20 protein-coding genes are annotated in these 24,661 nt (G+C 71.1%); 17 read left to right on the top strand and 3 right to left on the bottom strand.

From position 1 onward, the window contains the following. Positions 1 to 31: 31 nt before the first annotated feature. From FGX59_RS07095 to FGX59_RS07035, 14 genes are all read left to right on the top strand, one after another. Positions 32 to 889 (top strand): IclR family transcriptional regulator, encoded by an 858-nt coding sequence (locus FGX59_RS07095; protein WP_138465831.1) that lies wholly within the window; start codon positions 32 to 34, stop codon positions 887 to 889. 21 nt (positions 890 to 910) lie between these two features. Further along, positions 911 to 2,074, top strand: a complete 1,164-nt coding sequence (locus tag FGX59_RS07090; protein ID WP_138465830.1) for a zinc-binding dehydrogenase — start codon at positions 911 to 913, stop codon at positions 2,072 to 2,074. A gap of 16 nt (positions 2,075 to 2,090) precedes the next feature. Next, entirely contained in the window at positions 2,091 to 3,014 is a 924-nt protein-coding gene (locus FGX59_RS07085; RefSeq protein ID WP_138465829.1) for a xanthine dehydrogenase family protein subunit M, read from the top strand. Continuing rightward, complete coding sequence (locus tag FGX59_RS07080; RefSeq protein WP_171060546.1) at positions 3,007 to 4,896, top strand: molybdopterin cofactor-binding domain-containing protein; 1,890 nt, start codon at positions 3,007 to 3,009, stop codon at positions 4,894 to 4,896. Before FGX59_RS07085 ends, FGX59_RS07080 begins: the two co-directional genes overlap by 8 nt. Then, entirely contained in the window at positions 4,893 to 5,909 is a 1,017-nt protein-coding gene (locus FGX59_RS39275; protein WP_171060545.1) for a xanthine dehydrogenase family protein molybdopterin-binding subunit, read from the top strand. Before FGX59_RS07080 ends, FGX59_RS39275 begins: the two co-directional genes overlap by 4 nt. A 138-nt stretch (positions 5,910 to 6,047) precedes the next feature. Further along, entirely contained in the window at positions 6,048 to 7,016 is a 969-nt protein-coding gene (locus FGX59_RS07075; RefSeq protein ID WP_206078302.1) for a tripartite tricarboxylate transporter substrate binding protein, read from the top strand. 17 nt (positions 7,017 to 7,033) lie between these two features. Continuing rightward, on the top strand, positions 7,034 to 7,510 hold the full coding sequence (locus FGX59_RS07070) for a tripartite tricarboxylate transporter TctB family protein (protein WP_171060544.1): 477 nt from the start codon (positions 7,034 to 7,036) through the stop codon (positions 7,508 to 7,510). A 4-nt stretch (positions 7,511 to 7,514) separates the two neighbouring features. After that, a complete protein-coding gene (locus FGX59_RS07065; RefSeq protein ID WP_138465827.1) occupies positions 7,515 to 9,011 on the top strand; it encodes a tripartite tricarboxylate transporter permease in 1,497 nt (498 codons plus the stop codon). Then, positions 9,011 to 10,897, top strand: coding sequence for a thiamine pyrophosphate-dependent enzyme (locus tag FGX59_RS07060; protein ID WP_138465826.1), 1,887 nt, complete (start codon positions 9,011 to 9,013; stop codon positions 10,895 to 10,897). Before FGX59_RS07065 ends, FGX59_RS07060 begins: the two co-directional genes overlap by 1 nt. A 21-nt stretch (positions 10,898 to 10,918) precedes the next feature. Beyond that, positions 10,919 to 12,367 (top strand): NAD-dependent succinate-semialdehyde dehydrogenase, encoded by a 1,449-nt coding sequence (locus FGX59_RS07055; RefSeq protein WP_138465825.1) that lies wholly within the window; start codon positions 10,919 to 10,921, stop codon positions 12,365 to 12,367. Next, complete coding sequence (locus FGX59_RS07050) at positions 12,364 to 14,079, top strand: IlvD/Edd family dehydratase (protein ID WP_138465824.1); 1,716 nt, start codon at positions 12,364 to 12,366, stop codon at positions 14,077 to 14,079. Before FGX59_RS07055 ends, FGX59_RS07050 begins: the two co-directional genes overlap by 4 nt. Before the next feature lie 21 nt (positions 14,080 to 14,100). Beyond that, positions 14,101 to 15,669, top strand: a complete 1,569-nt coding sequence (locus tag FGX59_RS07045) for a Re/Si-specific NAD(P)(+) transhydrogenase subunit alpha (RefSeq protein ID WP_138465823.1) — start codon at positions 14,101 to 14,103, stop codon at positions 15,667 to 15,669. Between the two features lie 12 nt (positions 15,670 to 15,681). Then, positions 15,682 to 17,067 (top strand): NAD(P)(+) transhydrogenase (Re/Si-specific) subunit beta, encoded by a 1,386-nt coding sequence (locus FGX59_RS07040; RefSeq protein ID WP_138465822.1) that lies wholly within the window; start codon positions 15,682 to 15,684, stop codon positions 17,065 to 17,067. 65 nt (positions 17,068 to 17,132) lie between these two features. Continuing rightward, on the top strand, positions 17,133 to 17,570 hold the full coding sequence (locus tag FGX59_RS07035; RefSeq protein ID WP_138465821.1) for a BLUF domain-containing protein: 438 nt from the start codon (positions 17,133 to 17,135) through the stop codon (positions 17,568 to 17,570). A gap of 1,094 nt (positions 17,571 to 18,664) precedes the next feature. Here the strand turns inward: FGX59_RS07035 and FGX59_RS07030 are convergent. Both FGX59_RS07030 and FGX59_RS07025 read right to left on the bottom strand, forming a co-directional pair. Continuing rightward, the gene (locus FGX59_RS07030) at positions 18,665 to 20,038 is read right to left on the bottom strand and encodes an MBL fold metallo-hydrolase (RefSeq protein ID WP_138465820.1); all 1,374 of its coding nucleotides are present in this window, start codon (positions 20,036 to 20,038) and stop codon (positions 18,665 to 18,667) included. Continuing rightward, complete coding sequence (locus tag FGX59_RS07025; protein WP_206078301.1) at positions 20,035 to 20,907, bottom strand: TIGR00730 family Rossman fold protein; 873 nt, start codon at positions 20,905 to 20,907, stop codon at positions 20,035 to 20,037. Before FGX59_RS07025 ends, FGX59_RS07030 begins: the two co-directional genes overlap by 4 nt. A 189-nt stretch (positions 20,908 to 21,096) precedes the next feature. Here FGX59_RS07025 and FGX59_RS07020 point away from each other — a divergent pair, with 189 nt between their 5' ends. Beyond that, positions 21,097 to 21,777: a GntR family transcriptional regulator gene (locus tag FGX59_RS07020; RefSeq protein ID WP_138465818.1), complete on the top strand. Its 681-nt coding sequence runs from the start codon at positions 21,097 to 21,099 to the stop codon at positions 21,775 to 21,777. 10 nt (positions 21,778 to 21,787) lie between these two features. Here FGX59_RS07020 and FGX59_RS07015 read toward each other — a convergent pair whose 3' ends face one another. Beyond that, positions 21,788 to 22,318 carry a DUF3280 domain-containing protein gene (locus tag FGX59_RS07015; RefSeq protein WP_138465817.1) on the bottom strand — a complete coding sequence of 177 codons (531 nt, stop codon included), beginning with the start codon at positions 22,316 to 22,318 and terminating at the stop codon, positions 21,788 to 21,790. A gap of 89 nt (positions 22,319 to 22,407) precedes the next feature. On the opposite strand from FGX59_RS07015, the gene FGX59_RS07010 reads away from it, so the two are divergent. Both FGX59_RS07010 and FGX59_RS07005 read left to right on the top strand, forming a co-directional pair. Further along, complete coding sequence (locus FGX59_RS07010; protein ID WP_138465816.1) at positions 22,408 to 23,412, top strand: AraC family transcriptional regulator; 1,005 nt, start codon at positions 22,408 to 22,410, stop codon at positions 23,410 to 23,412. A 577-nt stretch (positions 23,413 to 23,989) separates the two neighbouring features. Beyond that, positions 23,990 to 24,619 carry a phage tail tip lysozyme gene (locus tag FGX59_RS07005; RefSeq protein ID WP_138465815.1) on the top strand — a complete coding sequence of 210 codons (630 nt, stop codon included), beginning with the start codon at positions 23,990 to 23,992 and terminating at the stop codon, positions 24,617 to 24,619. Positions 24,620 to 24,661: the final 42 nt, after the last annotated feature.

Below are 24,661 nucleotides of genomic sequence, written 5' to 3'. Positions count from 1 at the left end.
TGAGAAGCTTGCCCCAAGAGGAGCCTAAATCATGAAATTGGTAGCGGATGACCGTTACCCGCACGACATCGCGTCGGGCGGGGCGGGGATAGATGCGACCCAGAGGGAGAGCGCGGTCAGGACCATCCAGTCCGTCGAGCGCGCGCTGACCCTGCTGGAGCTGGTGGCCCAGCATCCCGAGGGGATCAGCCTGTCGGATCTGGCCGCGGCGAGCGGGTTGAAGACCTCGACCTGCCACCACCTCGCCGCCACGCTGGTGGCGCGCGGCTATGTCGAGCAGTACGGCCGCAACCGCACCTATGTCATGGGCCACCGGATCCGCGACCTCAACGAGATGGCCGAGGCCAAGCGCGACCCGGCGGTGATCCTGCGCGATCCGCTGCGCGAGCTGGGCCGGCGGCTGGCGCATGCGGTGCAGATGGCGGTGCTGTCGGAAAGCAAGCTGCTGACCAAGCTGAGCATCCCCGATCCGAACGGCCGCACCGTCGAGCCCGACGAGGTGGAGAAGATGGGCGCGGCCCATGCCACCGCCACCGGCAAGGCGATCCTCGCCTGGATCCCCGATACCGAGCTGGTCCGCGTGATCTCCGCGAACGGGCTGGCCGCCTATACCCCGCGCACGATCACCAGCCTCAGCGGGCTGGTCGAGGAGCTGCGGCTGACCCGGCGGCGCAAATACGCGCTCGACGACGAGGAGTTCCGCGAGGGCACGGTCTGCATCGGCGCCTCGCTGAGGAACGGCGCGGGCGCGGTGATCGGCGCGATCTCGGTCTCCTATGCGACGGCCGAGGACAGCGACGCCTACCGGCGGCACCTGGTGACCCAGATGATCGCGGCCGGCAACGACTTTTCGAGACTGCTCGAGGCCGCGCAGCGGCCGCGGGCCTGACAGCAACGGAGGAGATGCTGCATGTCACTGCCTGACAACGTGACCACCCATGAGGATTTTCCGGTCCCCGAGACGATGAAGGCCTGGGTGCTGGGCGATCCCGGGGAGCTGACGCTGGCCGACAAGCCGGTTCCGGCGCCGGGCAAGGCGGAGGTGCTGGTGCGCATCGACGCGGTGGCGATCTGCGCCACGGATCTGGAGATCATCCATCACGGCCCGCCCGCGATGATCCAGGGCGGCGATCCGTTCAACAAGAACTTCACCCCCGGCCATGAATACATGGGCACGGTCGTGGCGCTCGGCCCGGGCGTCGACGAGTACCGCATCGGCGAGCGGGTGACGGTCGAGATCCATGCCGGCTGCGGCCAGTGCAAGCGCTGCCGCCAGGGGATGTACACCTCGTGCCACAATTACGGCAAGAACTACGGCGATGTCGACAAGGGCCACCGCGCCAACGGCTTCACCACCGATGGCGGCTTCGCCGAATACGCGGTGAACAACATCAACACGCTGATCCATGTCGATGACGGCATGACCGACGAGGAGGCGACCCTGGTCGTCACGGCCGGCACGGCGATGTACGGGCTGACCGAGCTCGGCGGGCTGGTCGCGGGCGAAAGCGTCGTGGTCTCGGGCCCGGGCCCGATCGGGCTTCTCGGCGCGGCCGTGGCCAAGGCGCTCGGCGCGCAGCCCGTCATCCTGACCGGCACGCGCGACAACCGGCTGGAGATCGGCCGCCAGCTCGGCGCCGACCATGTCATCAACGTCCGCAACGAGAATGTCGTCGAGAAGGTCCGCGAGCTGACCGGCGGCAAGGGCGTCGACTATGTCGTCGAATGCTCGGGCGCGCCGCAGGCGGTGAACGAGGCGGCGCAGATGCTCAACCGCGGCGGCAAGATCTGCCTGGCCGCCTTCCCGGGCAGCGCGCCCGAGGTCGATGTCGCCTATCTGGTGCGCAACAACATCTACCTCTACGGCATCCGCGGCGAGGGCAAGACCGCGACCCACCGCGCCGAGGCCTTCATGCGGCAGAAGCGCTTCGACGCCTCGCTGATCCACACCCATACCTTCGACATGGAGGATCTGGCCGAGGCGCTGCGCTATGCCAAGGACCGGGTGGAGGACGCGATCAAGGTCGTGGTGAAGAACAAGCACGCTGCCGCCCGGCAGATGGCTGCGGAATAGGCGGGGGGAGACGGGCATGCTGACCTGCGACGCCTATCACCGCCCGCGGAGCCTGGCTGACGCGCTCGCCCTCTGGGGCGCGGCGCCGGAGGGCAGTCGGCTCGTCTCCGGGGCGACCGACCTCTATCCCGCGGCGCGCGACGGACGCGCCGGGGATGTCCACCTGCCCGCGCTGATCGACCTGTCGGCCGTGCCCGAGCTCGGCGGCTACGAGATCGCCAAGGGCCGGGTGCATCTGGGGGCGGGCACCGTCTACCAGGATTTCCTGACTGATCCGGTGCTGCGGCAGAACCTGCCCTGCATGCCGCATGTCGCGATCTGGTTCGCCGACGACCAGATCCGCGAGGTGGCGACGCTGGCGGGCAATCTGGTGAATGCCTCGCCGGTGGCCGACGGCACGCCCGCGGCGGTGGCGCTGAACGGCGCGATCGAGCTGGCGCGGCTGGAGCAGGGCGGCATCCGCCGCCGGACGGTGGAGCTGGAGAGCTTCATCCAGGGCCCGGGCCGCACCGTGATCGAGCCGGGGGAGATCGCCACGCGCGTCAGCCTGGACAGCTGCTGCGGCTATGGCGGCGCCTTCCAGAAGGTCGGGCAGCGCCGGTCGCTGGTGATCTCGGTCGCCTGCTGCGCCGCGCTGGTGCGCACCGATGCCGAGGGGCGGATCTTCGAAGATGTCCGCCTGGCGCTCGGCGGGGTCGGGCCGGGCCCGATCCGGCTGCGCGAGGCCGAGCGGCTGCTGCGCGGCAACCGCATCGACACCGAGACCATCCTGCGTGCCGCCGATGGCGCGGCCGAGCATGTCGCCTCGCGCTCGCGCCGCGACTACCGCCGCGAAGTGGTGGCGAATTTCGTGCGGGCCGCGCTGGAGGAGGCGCTGGACGCGCGCCCGAACCGCGCCCCGTCGCATGACCAGACAAAGGAGACCATGGCAAATGCCTGAGCTGGACCTCGCCTTCACCGTCAACGGACGGCCGGTGGCGCGCCGGGTGGCCGCGCATAAGCGGCTCCTCGACGTGCTGCGCGACGATCTCGACCTGACCGGCACCAAGGAGGGCTGCGGCGCGGGCGAATGCGGCACCTGCAGCGTCTTCGTCGATGGCCGGCTGGTGAAATCCTGCCTGATGCCCGCGGGCCGCGCCGAGGGCGCGGTGATCGAGACCGTCGAGGGGCTGGCGGGCCGCGGCTCGCTGACCGCGGTGCAGAAGGCCTTCCACAAGACCGGGGCCAGCCAGTGCGGCTACTGCATCCCCGGCATGGTGATGGCCGCGACCGCCTGCCTGCGCGACAACCCCGCCGCCGGGCTCGACGAGATCAAGGAGCGGATGGGCGGCAATATCTGCCGCTGCACCGGCTACACCAAGATCCTCGAGGCGGTGGAGATCGCCCGGGATGTGCTGGCCGGGCAGGCCGATCCGGCGCTGCTGGAGGCCGGCGAGGCGCCGGAGGGCAGCTATATCGGCCATAATGTCCGCCGCATCGACGCGCCGGCCAAGGTGACGGGGCGGCTGCGCTATGCCGCCGACATGAAGCTTGTCGGCATGCTGCAGATGCAGGTTCTGCGCAGCCCGCATCCGCATGCGCGGATCGTCTCGATCGACACCTCGGCGGCCGAGGCGATGCCGGGGGTCGAGTGCGTGATCACCGCCGATGACGTGCCCGGCACGGACGGGTTCGGCGTCTTCGTCCATGACCAGCCGGTTATGGCACGCGGCAAGGTCCGCCATGTCGGCGAGGCAGTGGCGGCCGTCGCGGCGGAGGATCTGGTGACCGCGCGCCGCGCCTGCGCCGCGATCAAGGTGGAATACGAGCTGCTGCCCGGCCTCTACGATCCGGAGGAGGCGCTGACGCCCGGCGCGCCGGTGATCCACGACTACGCGCCCGGCAACCTGGTCAAGCACATCCCGCTGCGCAAGGGCGACATCGCGGCGGGCTTCGCCGCGGCGGATGTCATCCTGGAGGAGCGCTTTTCCACCCAGCAGGTGGAGCATGCCTATCTGGAGCCCGAGGCCGGGATCGCCTTCGTCGACCATGACGACGTGGTGACGGTCCACAGCCCCAGCCAGAACATCACCCATCACCGCCACATGCTGGCCGAGATCCTCGGCCTGCCGATCAACAAGGTGCGCATGGTGATGTCGCCGGTGGGCGGCGGCTTCGGCGGCAAGGAGGACATGATCTACCAGGGGATGCTGGCCATCGCCGCGATGAAGACCATGCGGCCGGTGCAGCTGAACTTCACCCGCGAGGAAAGCCTGGTCGCCTCGGCCAAGCGCCATCCGAGCCGGGTCGCCTACAAGATGGGCCTGACCTCGGACGGGCGGATCACCGCGGTGAAATTCGAGATGCTCTCGGACGGGGGCGCCTACGGGATGAGCTCGGAGGGGGTGATGCGCAAGGCGGCGATCCTCAGCTGCGGGCCCTACGAGATCGACAATCTGGAGGTCGACACCCGCGCGGTCTACACCAACAACACCCCGTCGGGCGCCTTCCGCACCTTCGGCGGCATGCAGGCGCAATTCGCCACCGAGAGCATGATGGACATGGCGGCGGAGCGGCTGGGGCTCGACCCGTTCGAGATCCGGCGGATCAACATGTACCGCGCGGGCTCGCTGACCCATACCCAGCACCGGCTGGACCGGGCCTCGCTCGATCAGGTGCTGGACGCGGCCGAGGCGGCGAGCCGCTGGGAGACCGGCGTGCCTTCGGTGCGCGGCGCGCTGCGCGGCGATCTGGGCGGGCCGGACACGCGCAGGCCCTGCACGCTCGGCGCAAGGCTGGCGGGCGGACCGGCGACGGCGGCAGCGACGGAGGCGGCAGAATGAACGCGATCACCGAAACCCGCGCCGAGACCCGGCGCAAGCGCGGCCGCGGCATGGCCGCCAGCTGGTACGGCATCGCCCGCACCGCGACGATCGACCGGGCCGGCGCCTGGGCGGAGATCGACGACGGCGGCACGGTGAAGATCGTCACCGGCGTCACCGAGATCGGCGAGGGCATCCTGACGGTTCTGGCCCAGGTCGCCGCCGAGGAGACCGGCACCCGGCCCGAGGATGTCACCATCGGCGACAACGACACCGCGCGCTCGCCCGAGGCGGCCCATGCCGGAGCGACGCGGCAGACCTACATGATCGGCAATGCCGTGGCGCTGGCCTCGCGCGAGGCGCGCGAGGTGCTCTTCGAGAAGATCGCCGAGTACTGGGAGGTGGCCGCGGGCGCGCTGCGCGCCTTCGACGGCGAGATCTGGGCGGAGGGGTCGAACCTGCGCATGTCGATGGCCGATGCGGTGGCGATCTGCAAGGCGCGGGGCACCGTGCCCGTCGGCTCGGCGAGCTTCACCGCGAACGGCACCGGGCTCGACCCCGAGGACGGCCGCGGCAGCCCCTGGCAGACCTATGTCTTCGGCACCCAGGTCGCGGAGGTCGAGGTCGACACCTGGACCGGCGAGGTGCAGGTGCTGGGCATCTGGGCGGCGCATGACGTCGGCCGCGCGATCAACCCGCGCGGCGTCGAGGGCCAGATCGAGGGCGGCGTCGTGCAGGGGCTCGGCCAGGCGCTGATGGAGGACTACGTCACCGTCGAGGGCCATGCCGAGACCCACGGCTTCGCCAAGTACATCCTGCCGACCGCGCTCGACGTGCCGCAGATCAACTGCGTGATCGTCGAGGACGAGGACCCGACCAGCCCGCTGAGGGCCAAGGGGATCGGCGAGCCCGCGCTGGTGCCGACGGCGCCGGCCATCATCAACGCGATCTACGACGCGATCGGCGTGCGCATCACCGCGCTGCCGGCAACCCCCGAGAAGATCCTGGCGGCGCTCCGCCTGCAGCAGCCCTGAGAGGCGGCGCGGGACGGAGCCGGCAGAGAGGACGCGCGGGCCCCCAGGGAGGGCAGGCCGGCGCATCATGGGCGGCCTGCGGCGGAAGAGGAGAGCCGCTGCAGGCCGCCGGCCAACAAGAAGAAATGGGAGGATGACATGAAGATGAGAACGGCTATGGGCGGGGGCATCGCGGTCCTCGCAGCGGCGGCGGTCCTGGCAGCGGGCGTGCCGCAGGCGCGCGCGGAATTCCCCGAGAAGCCGGTCGAGATGACCGTGCTCTTCGGCGGCACCGCCAGCACCATCGCGCAGGTCCTGTCCGAGACGATGGCGGGCGAGCTCGGCGAGCCGGTCGTGCCGGTCAGCCGCACCGGCGGCGGCGGCGCGGTGGGCTATTCCCATGTGATGGCCACGGCGCCGGACGGCTATTCGATCGTCTGGAACTCCAATTCCGTCAACACCACCGCCCATATCGGCCGCGTGCCCTACAGCTACGAGGATTTCGTGCCGATCGCCCGCGTCTCCGAGGAGACCCCGGCGCTGGCGGTCAGCGCCGAGAAGGGCTGGACCGGGCTGCAGGACATGGCCAGGGCCGTCTCGGGCTCGGACGACCACCTGAAGGTCGGCATCTCGGGCAAGGGCAGCTTCACCCATCTGGTCTCGGCCGCGCTCTTCGACGCGATGGGGATCGCCGACAATGTCACCTTCATCGCCTATGGCGACGGCAAGGCGCCGGTCGAGCTGCTGGCCGGGCGCATCGACGCCGCCATCCAGTGGCCCGGCCAGTTCAAGTCCTATCTCGACAGCGGGGACTTGAACGTCCTGGCCGTGACCGGGGCGAAGCGCATCGACCTGCTGCCCGACGTGCCCACCGCACAGGAGCAGGGCGTCGATATCGACATCACCATGTGGCGGGGGCTGGCCGCGCCGAAGGGCACGCCCGCGCCGGTCGTCGCCCGGCTCGCCGCCGCCGCCGAGGCCGCCACGCAGAGCGAGGAATTCCGCAAGGCGGCCGGGAATATCGGCTTCATGCCGGCCTATGCCGGACCGGAGGAATTCGCCGCGGTGATCGCCCGCGACGACGCCTTCTATGCCGGGCTGCTCGACAAGCTCGGCCTGGGCAAATGAGCGCGGGGGATGGCGCAATGACCGGCTCACGCAAGGATCTGGTGCTCGGCTCCGTGCTCTTCGCGCTCGGCGCGGCCTGGAGCTGGGCGGCCTGGACGACGCTCTCGCCCGGCTTCGGCGGCGGCGATATCGGCCCGCGGGCCTTTCCGCTGGCCTTCGGCGGGCTGCTGATGGGGCTCTCGGCGCTGTTTCTGGGCGTCACGCTCTCCCGCGACGGGGCGGCGGCCGCGGAGGCGGAGGAGGAGCGCATCCTCTGGGGCCCGGCCCTGCTCCTGATGGCGGAGATCGGCCTCTACGGCGCGCTGCTCGAGCGGATCGGCTTCCTGCTGGCGACGCCGCTCCTGGTGCTGGCGGTGCTGGCGCTGAACCTGAAGGTCCGCAGGCCCGCCGTGCTGATCGGCATGGCGGCGGGGATGACGCTGGGCTGCTGGCTGCTCTTCGGCCAGCTCCTCGGCATCTACCTGGCCCGCGGCAGCTGGATCAACCTGGGGTAGCGCCATGGAGATGTTCCTTCACGCCGCGCAGCTCGCGCTCGACCCCTGGGCGGTCGGCGCGGTCGGGCTCGGCACCTTCATCGGCCTGGTCTTCGGCTCGATCCCCGGGCTGACCTTCACCGTCGCGCTGGCGCTGGCGCTGCCGATCACCTTCGCGATGGACAGCATCCCGGCGACCGGGCTGCTTCTGGGGACCTATATCGGCGGCATGACCGGCGGCTCGGTCTCGGCGATCCTGCTGGGCATTCCCGGCACGCCCTCGGCGGCGGCGACGGTGATCGACGGCCATCCGATGGCCAAGCGCGGCGAGGCCTCGATCGCGCTCGGCGCGGCGGTGGTCGCCTCGGTCTTCGGCGGGCTCTTCTCGCTGCTGGTGATGATCGTCTCGGTGAACCTGGTCTCGCGGCTGGCGATCGGCTTCGGCCCGGCCGAGATCTTCGCGCTGGTGGTCTTCGGCCTCTCCACCATCTGCGGGCTCTGCGGCGGCTCGATGCTCAAGGGGCTGCTCTCGGGCGTCGTCGGGCTGATGATCATGACCGTCGGCATGGACCAGATCGAGGGCGTGCCGCGGATGACCTTCGGCTCGATCAGCCTGATGCAGGGGGTCAGCCTGCTGGTGGCGATGATCGGCCTCTTCGCGGTGCCCTTCATCATCGAGGCCTCCTCCGGGACCGGCGGCGCCGCGGATGCGAGGGCGACGCGGGTGCGCGCGGAAATGCCGGGGCTGCGGCTTCTGATGTCGAAGGGCTGGCTGATGGTGCGCTGCGCGCTGCTGGGCACCGGGATCGGCGCGATCCCCGGCACCGGCGGGGCGATCGCCTCCTTCCTGGCCTATGACCATGCGCGGCGGATGTCGCCCGAGAAGGCGAGCTTCGGCAAGGGCAATCTCGACGGGGTGATCGCGCCCGAGACCGCCAATAACGCGGTGACGGGCGGCACGATGATCCCGCTGCTGTCGCTGGGCATCCCGGGCGATCCGGCCACCGCCATCGTGCTGGCCGGGCTGATGATCCACGGCATCTCGCCGGGCCCGGCGCTGTTCATGAACCACGCCACCGAGGTCTACGGCATGTATGCCGCCATCGTGCTGGCCTATTTCTGGGTGCTCGGGCTGCAGCTCGCGGGGATCCGGCTTTTCGTCCACGTGCTGAAGATCCCGCGGGAGCTTCTGGCGGCGGGCGTTCTGGTGCTGTGCCTGATCGGCGCCTGGTCGGTGCGCAACTCGGTCTTCGACATCTACGCGATGGGGGTGATCGGCGTGCTGGCCTACCTGCTGGTGGCGCTGCGCGTGCCGATCACGCCGATCATCCTCGGAATGGTGCTGGGCCCGACCATCGAGAACGAGTTCCGCACCGCGCTCATGCTCTCGGGCGGCAGCAGCGACATCTTCCTGCACTCGCCCGTCGCGCTTCTTTTCCTCGGCCTCGCGGCCCTCGTGATCGTCCTGCAGACGGTCGGCGAGCTTCGCCTGCGCGCCTACAAGCAGAAGGTCAACGCATAATGCTCGACAAGAACCGCACCACCGGCGCCGCCCAGGGCGCGCCGCAGGTCCGCGCCCGGGCAGAGCGCCTGGCCCAGGGCCGCTTCGAGGAGGCCTTCGACGGGCCGGTCGCGACCATGAGCCTGTCCGAGGCGCTGGTGGTGGCGCTGCTCAAGCAAGGGGTCCGGCAGTACTACGCGATCTTCGGCCATGGCTCGACCGATCTGGGCGAGATCCTGCGGATCTACAGCGAGGAGGGCGTGGTCGAGGTCGTCAACTGCCGCAACGAGGTGGAGATGGCCCATGCCGCCACCGCCCATGCCTGGATCACCGGCAGCACCCCCGCGGTGGTGACCTCGATCGGGCCGGGCGGGCTGCAGGCGATGGCGGGCTCGCTCGCCGCCGCCTCGAACGGGGTGGGCGTCTACCATATCTACGGCGACGAGACCACGCGCGGCGAAGGCTACAACATGCAGCAGGTGCCGAAGCCCGAGCAGGGGGTCTTCGGCAAGATCGGCGCGCTGATGGGGCAGAGCTACACGCTGCACACGCCCGGGGCGCTGCGCGAATGCATGCGCCGCGGCACCGCCTGCGTGCACCATCCCTACAAGGCCGGGCCGTTCTACATCCTCGCGCCGATCAACACCCAGCCGCAGGAGGTGGCGGTCAATATCTCCACCCTGCCGGGCCGCCAGTCCGTGCCGGCGGTGCAGCCCGTCGCGGGCCCGGCGCTCGAGGCGGCGGTGGCGCTTCTGCGCGGCACCGACCGGCTGGTGCTGAAGGCCGGGGGCGGTACGCGCGGCCATGCCGAGGCGGTCCGGCGGCTGGCCGCCGCGGCGGGGATCCCGGTGGTGCTCTCGCCCGGCTCGACCGGGGTGATGCCGGATGCCGATCCGCTCAACATGCATGTCGGCGGCTCCAAGGGCTCGATCAGCGGCAATTTCGCGATGGCGGGCGCCGAGGCGGTGATCTTCGTCGGCTCGCGCGGGGTCTGCCAGGCGGACTGCTCGGGCATCGGCTATCCGCAGGCGCAGGCGGTGCTGAACATCAACGGCGATCTCGACGACCTGCAGCACTACGCGAACACGATCGCGCTGCCCGGCGACATCACCGCGGTGACGGAGCTGCTGCTCGGGGCGCTGGGGACGGAGACCGGCGCGGCGCGGCGGGCGCAATGGCGGGCGGACTGCGCCGCGAAGAAGCGCGACTGGACCCGGTTCAAGGCGGCGCGGCTGGCGGCGGAGCCGATCGGCGACGCGGTCTGGGGCCAGCCGGTCCTGCCGCAGCCCGCCGCCATCCACATGGTCGCCAGCGCGGCGAAGGCCCGCGGCGCGGTGAAGTTCTTCGATGCCGGCGACGTGCAGGCCAACGGCTTCCAGATCGTCGAGGACGACGCGCCGGGCGAGACCGTGACCGAGACCGGCGCCTCCTACATGGGCTTCGCGGCCTCGGCGCTGCTCGGCCTCGCGGGGACCGGCGGGGCGCCCTATGGCGTGGCCTTCACCGGCGACGGCTCCTTCATGATGAACCCGCAGATCCTGATCGACGCGGTCGAGCACCGGGTCCGCGGCATGGTCGCGCTGTTCGACAACCGGCGGATGGCGGCGATCACCGACCTGCAGATCGCGCAGTACGGCGCCGAGTTCCGCACCAATGACAGCGTCGCGGTCGACTACGTGGCGCTGGCCGGGGCGGTCTCGGGGGTGCGGGCGATCTGGGCGGGCACCACGCGCGGAAGCCTGGCCGCCGCGCTGGAGGAGGGCTTCGCCCATGACGGGCTGAGCCTTCTGCATATCCCGGTCTATGCCGGGCGCGACCCGCTGGCGGGGATGGGCGCCTATGGCAGCTGGAACGTGGGCAACTGGGTGGAAGACGTGCAGGCGAAATACATCGCCGCGCCGATCTGAGGGACTTCGAGCGAGGACGACATGTATCACGATCTCAATCTCTATATCCGCGGCAACTGGCGTCCCGCCTCGGACCATGCGACGAAGCCGGTCACCGATCCGGCGACCGAGGACGCGCTGGGGCTGGTGGCAGTGGCCAGCGAGGCGGATGTCGCCGACGCGCTCGCCGCCGCCGCCGAGGGGTTCCGCATCTGGAAGGCCACCGGCACCTGGGAGCGGGCGGCGAAGATCCGCAGGGTCGCCGACCTCTTGCGCGAGCGCGCCGACGGCATCGCCATGCTGATGTCGCTCGAGACCGGCAAGCCGCTGGCCGAGGCGAAGGGCGAGACGATGGGCGCCGCCGACCAGTTCGAATGGCAGTCCGAGGAGACCAAGCGCATCTACGGCCAGATCATCGGCAGCCGCACGCCCGAGAGCCGCATGGCGGTGATCTACCAGCCGGTCGGCGTGGTCGCGGCCTTCTCGGCCTGGAACTTCCCGGCGCTGCTGCCCGCGCGCAAGATCGCCGCGGCGCTGGCGGCGGGCTGCTCGATCATCGTCAAGCCGGCGGGCGAGACCCCGGCCTCCTGCGCGGCGTTGGTCGAGGCCTGCCATGACGCGGGCATCCCGCCGGGCGTGGTCAACATGGTGACGGGCGCCTCCTCGGAGATCGCCGCGCAGCTGATCGCCTCGCCGATCGTGCGCAAGGTCTCGGTCACCGGCTCCGTCCCGGTCGGCAAGCAGATCCTGCGCCTGGCCGCGGAAGGGGTGAAGAAGGTGTCGATGGAGCTCGGCGGCCACGGCCCGGTGATCGTCTTCCCCGATTTCGACCCGGTGGCGGCGGCGGATGTCTGCGCGCCGACCAAGTTCCGCAATTGCGGCCAGGTCTGCATCTCGCCGACGCGCTTCTATGTCCACGAGGACAGCTATGACCGCTTCTCGGACCGCTTCGCCGAGATCGCCCGCGGGCTGAAGATCGGCCGCGGGCTGGAGGAGGGCGTGCAGGTCGGGCCAATGGCCAACCGCCGCGGGCTGGAGACCATCCAGCGGATGACCGAGGACGCGCTGTCGCGCGGAGCCGAGCTGCTGGCCGGCGGACGCGTGCCCGCGGGGTCGAACAAGGGCTTCTTCATCGAGCCGACCGTGCTGGGCCGGGTGCCCGACGACGCGCTGGTGATGACCGAGGAGCCCTTCGGCCCGATCGCGCCGATCACCACCTTCCGCAGCTATGACGAGGTGATGGCGCGGGCCAATGCGCTGCCCTTCGGGCTTGCGGGCTATGTCTTCTCGAACGACCTCGGCACCGCGACGCGGGCCTCCGAGGATCTCGAATGCGGCATGGTCGGCGTCAACGAGATGCTGCTGGCGACCGCCGAGGCGCCCTTCGGCGGCATCAAGGAAAGTGGCATGGGGCGCGAGGGCGGCAGCCTCGGCATCCATGACTACCTGGATGCGAAATACGTCAAGATGCGTCTGGGGGCGCCGGCATGAGCGATACCGACCAGGGCCTGGCGCGCGGGCTGACGAATTACGGCGACCGCGATTTCTCGGTCTACCTGCGCAATTCCTTCGCCGCCTCGATGGGCTATTCGCGCGAGATGCTGAAGCGGCCGATTGTCGGCATCGCCAACAGCTTCTCGGGCTTCAACAACTGCCACCGCCACTTCCCCGAGCTCGTGGAGGCGGTCAAGCGCGGCGTGCTGATGGAGGGCGGGCTGCCGATCGAATTCCCCACCATCTCGCTGGGCGAGGTCTTCCTGTCGCCGACCTCGCTGAAATTCCGCAACCTGATGTCGATGGACACAGAGGAGATGGTCCGCGCCCAGCCGATGGATGCCGTCGTGCTGATGGGCGGCTGCGACAAGACCGTGCCCGCGCAGCTGATGGGCGCCGCCTCGGCCGACCTGCCCGCGGTGCAGCTGGTGGCCGGGCCGATGATGACCTCGCGCTACCAGACGGAGCGGCTGGGTGCCTGCACCGACTGCCGCCGCTTCTGGTCGAAATACCGCGCCAGGGAAGTGACGACGGAGCAGATCAACGACATCGAGGGGCGGCTGGCGACGACGGCGGGGACCTGCGCGGTGATGGGCACGGCCTCCACCATGGCCTGCATCGCCGAGACGCTGGGCATGTCGCTGCCCGGCACCGCGGCGATCCCGGCGGTCCATGCCGACCGGCTGCGCGCGGGCGAGGAGTCGGGGCGCGCCGCGGCGCGGATGGTCCGGACCCCGATCAGGCCGAGCCAGGTCATCACCGCGAAATCGGTGGAGAACGCGATGCGGGTGCTGCTGGCGCTCGGCGGTTCCACGAATGCGATCATCCACCTGACCGCGGTCGCCGGACGGCTGGGCATCCCGGTCTCGCTGGAGAAGCTCAACGCGCTGTCGGACACGACGCCGGTGCTGGTGAACCTCAAGCCCGTCGGCACGAACTACATGGAGGATTTCTTCTTTGCCGGCGGCGTCGGCGCGGTGCTGCGCGAACTGAAGCCGCTTCTGCATCTCGACACGCTCGATGTCGCCGGGGGCACGCTGGGCGACCGGCTGGAGCAGGATGCCGGCTGGGTCGACCACCGGGTGATCGCCAGGGCCGCGGAGCCGCTGGAGCCCGAGGGCGGGCTGGTCGCGCTCTTCGGCAATCTCGCGCCCAGGGGCGCGATCCTGAAGCGCTCGGCCGCCGATCCGGAGCTTTTCGAAAAGGAGGGCAGGGCGGTGGTCTTCACCTCGCTCGAGGATCTGGCGGCGCGGGTGGACGATCCCGATCTGGACATCACCGCCGACGATTTCATGGTGCTGCAGAATGCCGGGCCGAAAAGCGCCTCGGGCATGCCCGAGGCCGGCTACCTGCCGATCCCGCGCAAGATCGCCGAGACCGGGGTCAAGGACATGGTGCGGATCTCGGATGCGCGCATGTCCGGCACCGCCTTCGGCACGATCGTGCTGCATGTCTCGCCCGAGGCCTCGGTCGGCGGCCCGCTGGCGCTGGTGCGCAATGGCGACCGGATCCGCATCTCGGTGAAGAACCGCCGGATCGAGCTGCTGGTCGACGAGGCCGAGCTTGGCTGCCGCCGCGCCGCCTGGGCGACGACGAATGTGCCGGCCGCGGAGCGCCGCGGCTATGACCGGCTCTATGCCGAGGAGGTCACGCAGGCCGACGAGGGCTGCGACTTCGGCTTCCTGCAACCCGTCCAGACCGAAACCTGAGACAAAGACAGGAGACACCCGATGATATTCGGAGTGCCGAGAGAGGTCTCGCCCGGCGAGGCCCGGGTCGCCCTGACCCCGAAATCCGCCGGAGACATCCGCAAGCTGGGCTACGAGGTGATCGTCGAAAGCGGCGCGGGCCTGCCGGCGCGCTTCGCCGATGACGACTACCGCGCCGCGGGCGTGCGCGTCGTGCCCGATGCCGCCAGCCTCTGGGGCGAGGCGGAGATCGTCGCCAAGGTCCGCCCGCTGACCGAGCTGGAGGAGGCGCATCTGCGCGCGGGCCAGACGGTGGTCAGCTTCTTCTACCCCGCCCAGAACGGCGGGCAGCTGGAGCGGATGCGGGCCAGGGGCGTGACCACCGTGGCGATGGACATGGTGCCCCGCATCAGCCGCGCGCAGAAGATGGACGCGCTGAGCTCGATGGCGAATATCGCGGGCTACCGCGCGGTGATCGAGGCGGGGAACTGCTTTGGCCGGTTCTTCACCGGGCAGGTCACCGCGGCGGGCAAGGTGCCGCCCGCGAAGGTGCTGATCGTCGGCGCGGGCGTCGCGGGGCTGGCCGCCATCGGGGCCGCGACTTCGCTGGGGGCGGTGACGCTGGCCTTCGATGTGCGCCCGGAAGTCGCCGAGCAGATCGAGAGCATGGGCGCCGAATTCGTCTATCTCGATTTCGAGGAGGAACAGGCGGACGGCGCGTCCTCCGGCGGCTATGCGGCGCCCTCTTCCCCGGAATTCCGCGAGGCGCAGCTGAAGAAATTCCGCGAGCTGGCGCCCGATATCGACATCGTCATCGCCACCGCGCTGATCCCCGGCCGGCCCGCGCCGGAACTCTGGACCGCGGACATGGTGGCGGCGATGAAGCCCGGCTCCGTCGTTGTCGACCTCGCCGCCGAGCGGGGCGGCAACTGCGCGCTGACCGTGCCGAACGAGCGGATCGAGACCGGAAACGGCGTCACCATCCTGGGCTATACCGACCTGCCCTCGCGGATGGCGGCGCAGAGCTCCGAGCTCTATTCCACCAATATCCGCCATCTGCTGGCCGACCTGACGCCCGGCAGGGACGGGCGGGCGGTGCATGACATGGAGGATGACGTGATCCGCGGCGCGACGGTGACGCATCGCGGCGCGACCACCTTCCCGCCGCCGCCGCTGAAGGTGCAGGCGATCGCCGCCTCGCGGCCGCGCGCCCCCGAGAAGACCCCGGAGGAGATCGTCGCGGCGGCGGCAGCGGCGCAGCGCGCGGCCGGGCGGCGGCAATGGGCGCTCCTGGGCTGCGGCGCGGTGCTGATGGCGGTGATCGGGCTCTATGCGCCGCCCGCCTTCATGCAGCATTTCATCGTCTTCGTGCTGGCGGTCTTCATCGGCTTCCAGGTGATCTGGGGCGTGGCGCATGCCCTGCACACGCCGCTCATGGCGGTCACCAACGCGATTTCGGGGATCATCATCCTCGGCGCGCTGCTGCAGACCGGCGCCGACCTGCCGCTGGCGCGGATCCTCGCGCTCATCGCGGTCGGCATTGCCACCATCAATATCGTCGGCGGCTTCATGGTGACGCGCAGGATGCTCGCCATGTTCCGCAGGTCCTGAGGAGGAAGGGACATGAACGGGGAACTTCAGACGGCCGCCTATATCGCCGCGGCGGTGCTCTTCATCCTCAGCCTCGGCGGGCTGAAGAACCACGAAAGCGCCAAGACCGCGGTCTGGTTCGGCATCATCGGCATGGCGCTGGCGGTGGGCGCGACGGTCGCGGGCCCGCAGGTGCCGCTCGGCCCGGTCCTCGGCGCGGTGCTGGTCCTCGGCGCGGGGATCGGCGCGGTGGTCGCGCGGCGGGTGGAGATGACCGGCATGCCGCAGCTCGTGGCGCTGCTGCACAGCTTCGTCGGCCTGGCGGCGGTCTTCATCGGCATCAACTCGGCGCTGGTGCCGCCCGCGGGGCTGGCCGGGGCGGAGCGCGCGATCCACGAGGTCGAGGTCTTCCTCGGCGTCTTCATCGGCGCGGTGACCTTCACCGGCTCGCTGGTCGCCTGGGGCAAGCTCGCCGGGCGGCTCGACGGCAAGGCGCTGGTCCTGCCGGGCCGGCACCTGCTTAACGCCGCCATGGCGGCGGCCTCGCTGGGGCTGATGGCGGTGTTTCTTAGCGGCCATGGCGGGGCGGAGGTGCACTGGGCGCTGTGGCTGATGACGGCGCTCGCGCTGGCCATCGGCGCGCATCTGGTCCTGGCGATCGGCGGGGCGGACATGCCGGTCGTGGTCTCGATGCTCAACAGCTATTCCGGCTGGGCGGCGGCTGCGACCGGGTTCCTCTTGGGCAACGACCTGCTGATCGTCACCGGCGCGCTGGTCGGCGCCTCGGGCGCGATCCTCAGCTACATCATGTGCCGGGCGATGAACCGGCAGTTCCTGTCGGTGATCCTCGGCGGCTTCGGCACCACCGCCTCTGCCGCAGCCGCGATCGAGGGCGAGCAGATCGCCATCGATGCCGACGGCGTGGCCGCCGCGCTCGAGGAGGCGGAGCGGGTGGTGATCGTGCCGGGCTACGGCATGGCGGTGGCGCAGGCGCAGCAGGCGGTCAGCGCGCTGACCCAGAAGCTGCGCGCCGCCGGCAAGGAAGTCCGCTTTGCCATCCATCCGGTCGCGGGGCGGCTGCCGGGGCACATGAACGTGCTCCTCGCCGAGGCGCGGGTGCCCTATGACATCGTGCTGGAGATGGAGGAGATCAACGAGGACTTCCCCGAGACCGACGTGGTGATCGTCATCGGCTCGAACGACATCGTCAACCCGGCCGCGCAGGAGGATCCGGGCAGCCCGATCGCCGGCATGCCGGTCCTCGAGGTCTGGAAGGCCAAGCAGGTCTTCGTCTCGAAGCGCGGCCAGGGCACCGGCTATTCGGGCATCGAGAACCCGCTTTTCTACAAGGAGAACACGCGGATGTTCTACGGCGACGCGCGCGCCTCGATCGACCAGCTCCTGGCCAAGGTGGCCTGAGCCAGACGGCAGCGGGCGGGCGGGACGGTCCCGCCCGCTTTCGCGCCCATCCGGAGGGAAACGGCATGATCCACCAGCTCATCTATGTCAGCCAGGCGCGCCGCCCGTTCGGGGCGGAGGCGCTGGCGGCGCTTCTCGGCCACAGCCGCCGCGCCAATGCGGCCGCGGGGGTGACCGGGCTCCTGATCTACCGCGAGGACCCCGCGCATGCGCGCGGCCATTTCCTGCAGGTCCTCGAGGGGCCGGGGGCGGGGCTCGAGGAGATCTGGGACTGCGTCCGCGCCGACCGGCGCCACCATTCGATCCTGGTCCTCTCCGAGACGACCGTGCCCGCGCGCATGTTCGCCGACTGGAGCATGGGCTTCCGCAATGTCGACGCCGAGGATCTCGCCGGGTTCGAGGGGTTCCGCGATCTGGGCTCCGACGCCTTCTGGGCGCGCGCCCGCCGCGACGGCCTGCCGGGCGCGATCGAGCTGCTGCGCAGCTTCTACGAACCGGCCTGAGCTCCGCTCCCCGGCCGCCTTGCAGTCAGCACGCTGCCCGGCAGGCCGCTGTCCCGTGATCGGATGGGCAGCGATTGCGTTCGACCCTGTCCCTGGCTGCGCTGCTGCCCGTTTTCCGGCGGGGTGGAGCGGCAGGCCGGCCAGTCGCCGACTCACGTCGGGTCAGACACGAGACGCAGCCGGCGCGGTTGATGCCGTCGCCGGTCGAATGGTCGGCCCGGTGCTCCAGCCCGTCCACGGTGGAGCTGGCACAACGGACAGCCGGAGAGCTTGATCCCGTCGCCTTTAGTACGGGTGATCGGCCCGGTGCGGCACACCGGTCGGCAGACCGCCCGCGATGGAGCCGGCACAACCGATAGCCGGAGCGCTTGATCCCGTCGCCGGAAGTGCTGTCGCCGGTGCGGTGCTTGACCGGCGGGGCAGGCCAGTCGTTGGCGGGCCTGCGAAGGGACCGGCACGCCATGCAGACAGTGCGCTTGCTCCCGTCGCCGGGTGCACTCTCGGCGGTCGGCTGGCGCGGCACGTCGCCCGGTCGCAGGCCCCTCGATCAGGCGGGCGCGGCCCGCAGCCGGAGCTGTTGATCCGGTCGCCAGGAACGCCGTTGCCGGTCGGGCCTCGGGGCGGGGCACTCGCGGAAGTAGCGCGGCCCGAGCCGGGCCCGCCGTCACGTGTTTCGGTGCGGCGGTCCAATGGGACTGGGGGCGGCGAGCCTGAGCGCTCGTGACGATCTTGCGGCCCCGCAGGTTGTCCGCCTGACGGCCGCGACCTGTGCGGGGCGTCGGAGACGGCGCAATTCTAGCGGCCGGAGCGGCAAGAGCGACTTGCTCGCCGACGTCTAGATGGCGGAGCTCGGAACCTGCCCGGACGGAGGAACGCGGGTCCGCGGCGCCCTTGCCGGTGTCTGCCGGGCTGGCTGCTGCCTTTGCCGCTGGCAGGTCCGGAGGCCGCGCGCTGGGGCGGCGGTCCCAGGGATATGGCGGGCGCGACGGGCGCAGCGGATGGGCTCTGCCATCCGACCGCAGGCGCTGCCCTATGGCGAGCGAGATGCCGCGGAGGACCGGCCGGCAGGGTCCGGCGGTCACGTGCCGGGGGCGTCAGAGCGTGAAGGACTCGTGCGCCTTCGGGATCGCGGTCCGCGCCGGGGAGAGGCGCCGGGCCAGCGCCTCGAGCGCATGCGGCTCGCCATGCACCAGGAAGGTCCGCGACGGCGTGCCGGTGCGGGCGTGCCAGCGCGCCAGCTCGCTCGCCCCGGCATGGGCGGAGAAGCCGTTGATCGTGTGGATCCGCGCCCGCACCGGCACCGCCTGGCCGAAGAGCTTCACCTCGCGCGCGCCGTCGATGATGATCCGCGCCAGCGTGCCTTCGGCGGCGAAGCCGACGAAGATCACGTGGCTCTCCGGATTGCCGAGATTGTGGCGCAGGTGATGGCGCACCCGCCCGCCGGTGCACATGCCCGAGCCCGCCATGATGACCTTGCCGCCCTTGCCGCGGTTGAGCTCCATCGAGTCGCGCGCCTCGCGCACGAAATGCAGCCCCTTCATCCGGAACGGGTCGCGCCCGGCGCGCAGCGCCTCGCCCAGATCCGCGCGCATCGCATCGGGGTGGCGGCGGAAGATCCGCGTCGCCGAGATCGCCATGGGACTGTCGAGATAGACCGGCAGATCGGCGGGCAGCGTGTCCGTCTCGATGCCCTGCCGGATCACCCAGAGCAGCTCCTGCGCGCGCTCGAGCGCGAAGGTCGGGATGATGACATTGCCGTCATGCTCGATCGCGCGGCGCAGCGCGGCGTGGAACTCGGCCACCGTGGCGGAGAAGGCGCGGTGGTCGCGGTCGCCATAGGTCGACTCCATCACCACGACATCGGCCTCTCCCGGCGGGGAGGCCGGGTCGAGAAGCGGCCGCTCCTCCGGGCCGATATCGCCCGAGAACAGCACCCGGCGGCGGCGGCCCTCCTCTTCGAGCTCGAGCAGGATCGAAGCCGAGCCGAGGATGTGCCCGGCGGGAAAGTAGGTGGCGGCGATGCCGGGGAAGAGCTCCAGCCGCTCGCCATAGCCGGGCTTGCGGCCGAAAAGGTCGACGGCGTCGAGCGCGTCGAGCGTGTCGTAGAGCGGCTCGGCATCGGCATCGCCATGCAGCCGGTCGCGCCTGGCGTCCTCCTCCTGCAGATGCGCCGCGTCCATCATCACCAGCCGCGCCAGGTCAGCGGTCGCGGGGGTGGAGACGATCTCGCCGTCGAAGCCGCGCGCGGCCAGCAGCGGCAGCCGCCCGCAATGGTCGAGATGGGCATGGGTCAGCAGCACCAGGTCGAGCGCGCGCGGCTCGAAGCCGAAGGGCGCGGCATTGTCCTGGCGCAGGTCGCGGCGGCCCTGGAACATGCCGCAATCGACCAGGATCCGCTTGCCCGCGCATTCGACCAGATGGCAGGAGCCGGTGACCTCGCCTGCTGCCCCGTGGAAGGTGATCTTCATGTCTCTCCCCTTTCGTCGCCCGCTGCCTCCAGCGGATTGCCCCGGCGGCGGTACCAGCCGAGGATCGCCTCCCAGATCTCCGCCGCCGTCTCGGCATGGGCGAAGAGCCCGCCATCCTCCGGGCCGATCACGCCCTCCTCTGCGAGGAAGCCGATATCGACGGCGCGGTCCCAGAAGGCGCGGCCAACGAGGATGACCGGCACTGGCCGGATCTTGCGGGTCTGGATCAGGGTCAGCGTCTCGAACAGCTCGTCGAGCGTGCCGTAGCCGCCGGGAAAGACGACGAGCGCGCGGGCGCGCATCAGGAAATGCATCTTGCGCATGCCGAAATAGCGGAAGGCGAGGCAGAGCTCGGGCGTCAGGTAGGGGTTCGGCCGCTGCTCCTTCGGCAGCGCGATATTCAGCCCGACGCTCTTCGCCCCGGCTTCGAGCGCGCCGCGGTTGGCGGCCTCCATGATGCCGGGCCCGCCGCCGGTGACGACGGCCAGCCGCCCGCCGTCGCGCATCTGCGCGGCGCCGGCGATCCGGCCGAAGGCGCGGGCGGTCTCGTAGTAATGGCTCTTCTCCGCCAGGCGGCGGGCGATGGCGGCGCAGCGCGCGGCGCCCGGATCGGCGGGATCGCGCAGGGCCGCGGCCTCGCAGCGGGCGAGGGCGGCGCGGGCCGCCTCCGGTGCCGGGATGCGCGTGCCGCCGAAGACGACGACGGCATGGGCGATGCCATGCGCCGCAAGCAGCGTCTCGGCCTTCTGGAAATCGAGCTGCAGCCTGACGCCGCGCATCTCGTCGCGATGCAGGAAATCGAGATCCTCGTCCGCCCGCAGGCAGCTCTCTCCCGCGTGGCGGGCGGCATCGGCATCGCGTTCGTCCATCGGACCTCCTCCGGTCCGCGCGGCCGCCCTGCCGGGACGCGGCCGCGCCCCGTAGCGAGACTGGCGCGCCCGGGGCGTTTGCGCAACTGCCGTCGCGGAGATTTTCCGCCGCGCGCCTGCCGCCGCGCGCCATGGCATCCGCCCGGCAATCCGCCTATAGTCGCGCGGATCTGCAAGGAGAGCTCCCGAATGGCCCGCAAGTCATTGCCGAAAATCGAGCGCAAGCCGGTCGAGGTCCAGGCGATCGAGACGCTGCGCGAGGCGATCGTGACGGGCGCGATCGAGCCGGGAGAGCGGATCACCGAGATCAACCTGTCCGAAGAAATGAACCTGTCGCGGGCGACGCTGCGCTCGGCGCTGCACCAGCTGGCGCAGGAAGGGCTGGTGACGCTGGTGCCCTATACCGGCTGGCGGGTGCTGTCGCTGGGGCCGCAGGACGTGCGCGAGCTCTATACGCTGCGCTCGGCGCTGGAGCGGCTGGCCGCGCAGCTTGTCGCCGCCGGGCCCGGCGGCGCGATCCGCGAGAGCATCGGCGCCGCACTGGCCGATCTGTCGGCCGCCTGCGCCGGCGGGACGGGGGACGAGATCGCCGAGGCGGATTTCGCGCTCCACAAGGCGATCATCGCGGCGGCCGGGCATGGGCGGCTGATGTCGCAGTACCGGCTGATCGAGCAGCAGATCCGCATGTACATCCGCTCGAGCGACGCGCTCCTGCCGGGCGGGGCGGAGATCTACGCCCAGCACGTGCCGATGGTCGAGGCGATCCTTGCAGGCGATGCCGAGCGCGCGGGCCAGCTGGCCGAAGAGCACAACCTGGCCGAGGGGCGGAAGCTGACCGCGCATCTGGCGGCCCGGACGGCCCCGGCCTGAGGGCCGGCGCTCAGGGCGCGCCGCCGCCGTCGAGCCCGGCCGTGCCGGGCAGCATCCGGTGCGCCATCAGCCAGCGCAGCCCGCGCCGCCAGGCCTCGTCGGTATTGCCGCGGATGTCGGTCTGGTAGAGCGCCAGCACCTCGCCGCTCTCTGCATCGGTCTCGCGGATGATGATGGTCTGCACCAGCACCGAGAGCTTCTGCACCGCACCGGTGAAGGAGCGCTCGGCGCCCAGGTCTCCGGCGATCCCGGCCTCGCAGGCATTGCAGCTGAACGGGTTGCCATGGAGCGCGACCGCCGCGCCGGCGGGGCCCGTGTCGACCAGCCGGTAGCGGCCGCTTTCCGCGAGCAGCCTGCGGTACTCGGCCGAGAGCATCTGCGCGCGCGCCTCCTCGGCGCTGGTATCGGCGCCGAACTCGGCCTCCTGGCTGAAATTGATGAACTGGATGTCGAAGACGGCGGCGGGCAGCGGCGCGGCGCGGGCGGGCGCAGCGGCCAGCAGGGCAGCGGCCAGCAGCGGGGCGAGACGTCTGGCGGTCATGGGCGGGTCCTCCTCGGGCCGATCCTAGCGCAGCGGCGGCTTTGCGCGCTTGCCATTTCGTGCCACCCTTCCGCTGGGGAGGCGCGGAGATGGGCGGATATGTGAGGGCAAGCGCGCTGGCGCCGATCCGGGCCTGCGTGGAACATGCCGGCGGGCGGATCGCCCCGGTGCTGCGCGCCGCGGCGCTGCCGCCCGAGATCCTCGACCGGCCCGATCTGGTGCTGCCGCTGGCGGACCATTACGCGGTGCTCGAGGCGGCGGCGCGGGAGACTGGGCGCGGCGCCTTCGGGGCGCGGATGGGGGCGGCGGCGCGGATCGGCATGCTGGGTCCCTATGGCGCCCAGAGCCTCGCCGCCCCGACGCTGGGCGCCGCCATCGCCCGGGCCGGGGCGCTGCTGAACGCGATGATGCAGACCGATACCGACCTGGTGCTGATCCGCCTGCGCGACGGGGTGAAATGGTCGATGGTCTTCCACACCCGGGGCGGGGCCGGGCGCTACCAGAACGAGCTCCTGGCGATCGGCTACCAGCTCGACCTGATGCGGCATTTCCTTGGCCCGGGCTGGCGGCCCGCCTGCCTGCACCTGCGCCCCTCGGGGGCGGCGCCGCGCGCGGAGCTGGAGCGGATCTTCCGCGCGCCGGTCCGGATCGGCGAGGCGGTGCCCGGGATCGCCTTCGACCCGCGCTGCCTGGCGACGCTGGCCCCCGCCGGGCCGGAAACGGCAGAGGCGGCGGCGGCCGAGCCGATGCCGGCCGATGCGCTGCCGACGATCCGCGCGGCGATCCGGCTGGAGCTGCTATCGGGGCGGCCGGGCATCGACCGGGTGGCGGCGCGGATGGGGATGTCGCGGCGCAGCCTGCAGCGGCGGCTGGCGGCGGCGGGGTCGAGCTATGGCGGCCTTCTCGGCGCAGAGCTCTGCCGCGAGGCGGGGGCACTGCTGGCGGCGGGCGGTCCGGTCGGCGAGATCGCGGACCGTCTGGGCTATGCCGACCCCGCGCATTTCACCCGCGCCTACCGCCGCTGGACCGGCTTCGCCCCGCGAGAGCACCGTCTCCTGCTCGCGCAAAAGGGGAATCAGCCCGGCGCAAGCTGAGCCGTGCCGCGCCGCAGCAGGATGCGCCGCCCGGTTGGCAGCGCGCAGCCGTCCTGTCCATCGCCGCAATGTCGCGCCCGCGCTTCCGCGGGCCTGCCGCAGGGGCAGGGGCATTCCCTGCCGGCGCCGCGGCTGCTGGCCGGAGGGCCGTGGCAGGGCGCCCGCGGCGCGGCGGCTTGCGGCCGGATGCCGGACCGCAGGCAGAGGACGGACGCAGCGGCAGCCGGGCGCCCCGCGGGGCGCGACCTCCCTGATTTCCGGCGGCAAAACGCGCGGCGCACCGCGGCCCGTCCGGAGGCTCCCTGTGCCGTGCCTGACCTGCCTGGCCCGGCCGTTCGCGCCGGCCGAAAGGCGGGCGCGGCGTCCCGCGATGGCGGTCGCGTCCCGCCCTGACCGCGCCGCCTGCGCCATGGCGCCGCGGGTCCCGCACGGCCTCCGCCCTGCCCGTTTCCGGCCGGGGATGAGCGGAGCCCCGCCGATTTCCGGGCTTCCTGTTTGACCCCCGGGGGCGCACGCCCTACGCCGCTGCGGCTGCCGGAGGCCTGCCGCCCGGAGCTAGCTGCAACCCCGGAGTCCCATGCTGAAGTTCCGCCTGTCCTGCCTCGCCCTCCTTGCCCTTCTCGCCGCCTGCAGCACGCCTCCAGGATCGACCAAGACAGCATCGGAGGCGCTGCCGGTCAGCGTCCCGGAACGCCTGATGCAGGATCTGGAGACCGATTTCTCGCTGCCGCCGCAGAGCGCCGCGGCCATCGCCGGCAATCTTGCCCATGAATCGGGCAACTTCCGCATGCTGCAGGAGATCAACGGCGGCTGCTACGGCTACTCGCAATGGTGCGGCCCGCGCAAGCGCGCCTTCCGCAGCTTCGCCCAGACACGCGGCGGCCAGCAGACCTACGAGGCGAATTACGGCTATCTTGCCTACGAGCTGAAGACCCAGTACCCCGCCATGATCGACCGGCTGCGCCGCACCGAGGATGTCGACACCGCGGCCAGCATCTTCATGAAGGAATTCCTGCGCCCGGCGCCGAAGACGGCGAACCTGGCGCGGCGCATCCGCTTCGCCAAGCGCTTCCTCTTGTCGGATTTCACTGGCTCCGCCTGCTACTCGCATGCCGAGATGGACGGCGTGCATTCGCCCGCGCCCTGCCCGGTGATCGTCAAGGCCGCCGAGGCCGAGGCCGCGAAGCCCGCCGCCGCGAAGAACTGAGACCGCGCAGGCGCGGTCCCTTTTCCGTCAGGTATCTTCCAG

This window comes from Poseidonocella sp. HB161398 (genome assembly GCF_005870025.1).
Taxonomy (GTDB): domain Bacteria; phylum Pseudomonadota; class Alphaproteobacteria; order Rhodobacterales; family Rhodobacteraceae; genus Mangrovicoccus.
The sequence above is the reverse complement of the archived record's forward strand: the minus strand, read 5'-3'. Positions and strand labels throughout refer to the sequence as shown.

Bases quoted from the DNA above. Each gene is read 5' to 3' on its own strand.
- FGX59_RS07095 (WP_138465831.1), top strand. From the start codon at position 32: ATGAAATTGGTAGCGGATGACCGTTACCCGCACGACATCGCGTCGGGC.
- FGX59_RS07090 (WP_138465830.1), top strand. From the start codon at position 911: ATGTCACTGCCTGACAACGTGACCACCCATGAGGATTTTCCGGTCCCC.
- FGX59_RS07085 (WP_138465829.1), top strand. From the start codon at position 2,091: ATGCTGACCTGCGACGCCTATCACCGCCCGCGGAGCCTGGCTGACGCG.
- FGX59_RS07080 (WP_171060546.1), top strand. From the start codon at position 3,007: ATGCCTGAGCTGGACCTCGCCTTCACCGTCAACGGACGGCCGGTGGCG.
- FGX59_RS39275 (WP_171060545.1), top strand. From the start codon at position 4,893: ATGAACGCGATCACCGAAACCCGCGCCGAGACCCGGCGCAAGCGCGGC.
- FGX59_RS07075 (WP_206078302.1), top strand. From the start codon at position 6,048: ATGAAGATGAGAACGGCTATGGGCGGGGGCATCGCGGTCCTCGCAGCG.
- FGX59_RS07070 (WP_171060544.1), top strand. From the start codon at position 7,034: ATGACCGGCTCACGCAAGGATCTGGTGCTCGGCTCCGTGCTCTTCGCG.
- FGX59_RS07065 (WP_138465827.1), top strand. From the start codon at position 7,515: ATGGAGATGTTCCTTCACGCCGCGCAGCTCGCGCTCGACCCCTGGGCG.
- FGX59_RS07060 (WP_138465826.1), top strand. From the start codon at position 9,011: ATGCTCGACAAGAACCGCACCACCGGCGCCGCCCAGGGCGCGCCGCAG.
- FGX59_RS07055 (WP_138465825.1), top strand. From the start codon at position 10,919: ATGTATCACGATCTCAATCTCTATATCCGCGGCAACTGGCGTCCCGCC.
- FGX59_RS07050 (WP_138465824.1), top strand. From the start codon at position 12,364: ATGAGCGATACCGACCAGGGCCTGGCGCGCGGGCTGACGAATTACGGC.
- FGX59_RS07045 (WP_138465823.1), top strand. From the start codon at position 14,101: ATGATATTCGGAGTGCCGAGAGAGGTCTCGCCCGGCGAGGCCCGGGTC.
- FGX59_RS07040 (WP_138465822.1), top strand. From the start codon at position 15,682: ATGAACGGGGAACTTCAGACGGCCGCCTATATCGCCGCGGCGGTGCTC.
- FGX59_RS07035 (WP_138465821.1), top strand. From the start codon at position 17,133: ATGATCCACCAGCTCATCTATGTCAGCCAGGCGCGCCGCCCGTTCGGG.
- FGX59_RS07030 (WP_138465820.1), bottom strand. From the start codon at position 20,038: ATGAAGATCACCTTCCACGGGGCAGCAGGCGAGGTCACCGGCTCCTGC.
- FGX59_RS07025 (WP_206078301.1), bottom strand. From the start codon at position 20,907: ATGGACGAACGCGATGCCGATGCCGCCCGCCACGCGGGAGAGAGCTGC.
- FGX59_RS07020 (WP_138465818.1), top strand. From the start codon at position 21,097: ATGGCCCGCAAGTCATTGCCGAAAATCGAGCGCAAGCCGGTCGAGGTC.
- FGX59_RS07015 (WP_138465817.1), bottom strand. From the start codon at position 22,318: ATGACCGCCAGACGTCTCGCCCCGCTGCTGGCCGCTGCCCTGCTGGCC.
- FGX59_RS07010 (WP_138465816.1), top strand. From the start codon at position 22,408: ATGGGCGGATATGTGAGGGCAAGCGCGCTGGCGCCGATCCGGGCCTGC.
- FGX59_RS07005 (WP_138465815.1), top strand. From the start codon at position 23,990: ATGCTGAAGTTCCGCCTGTCCTGCCTCGCCCTCCTTGCCCTTCTCGCC.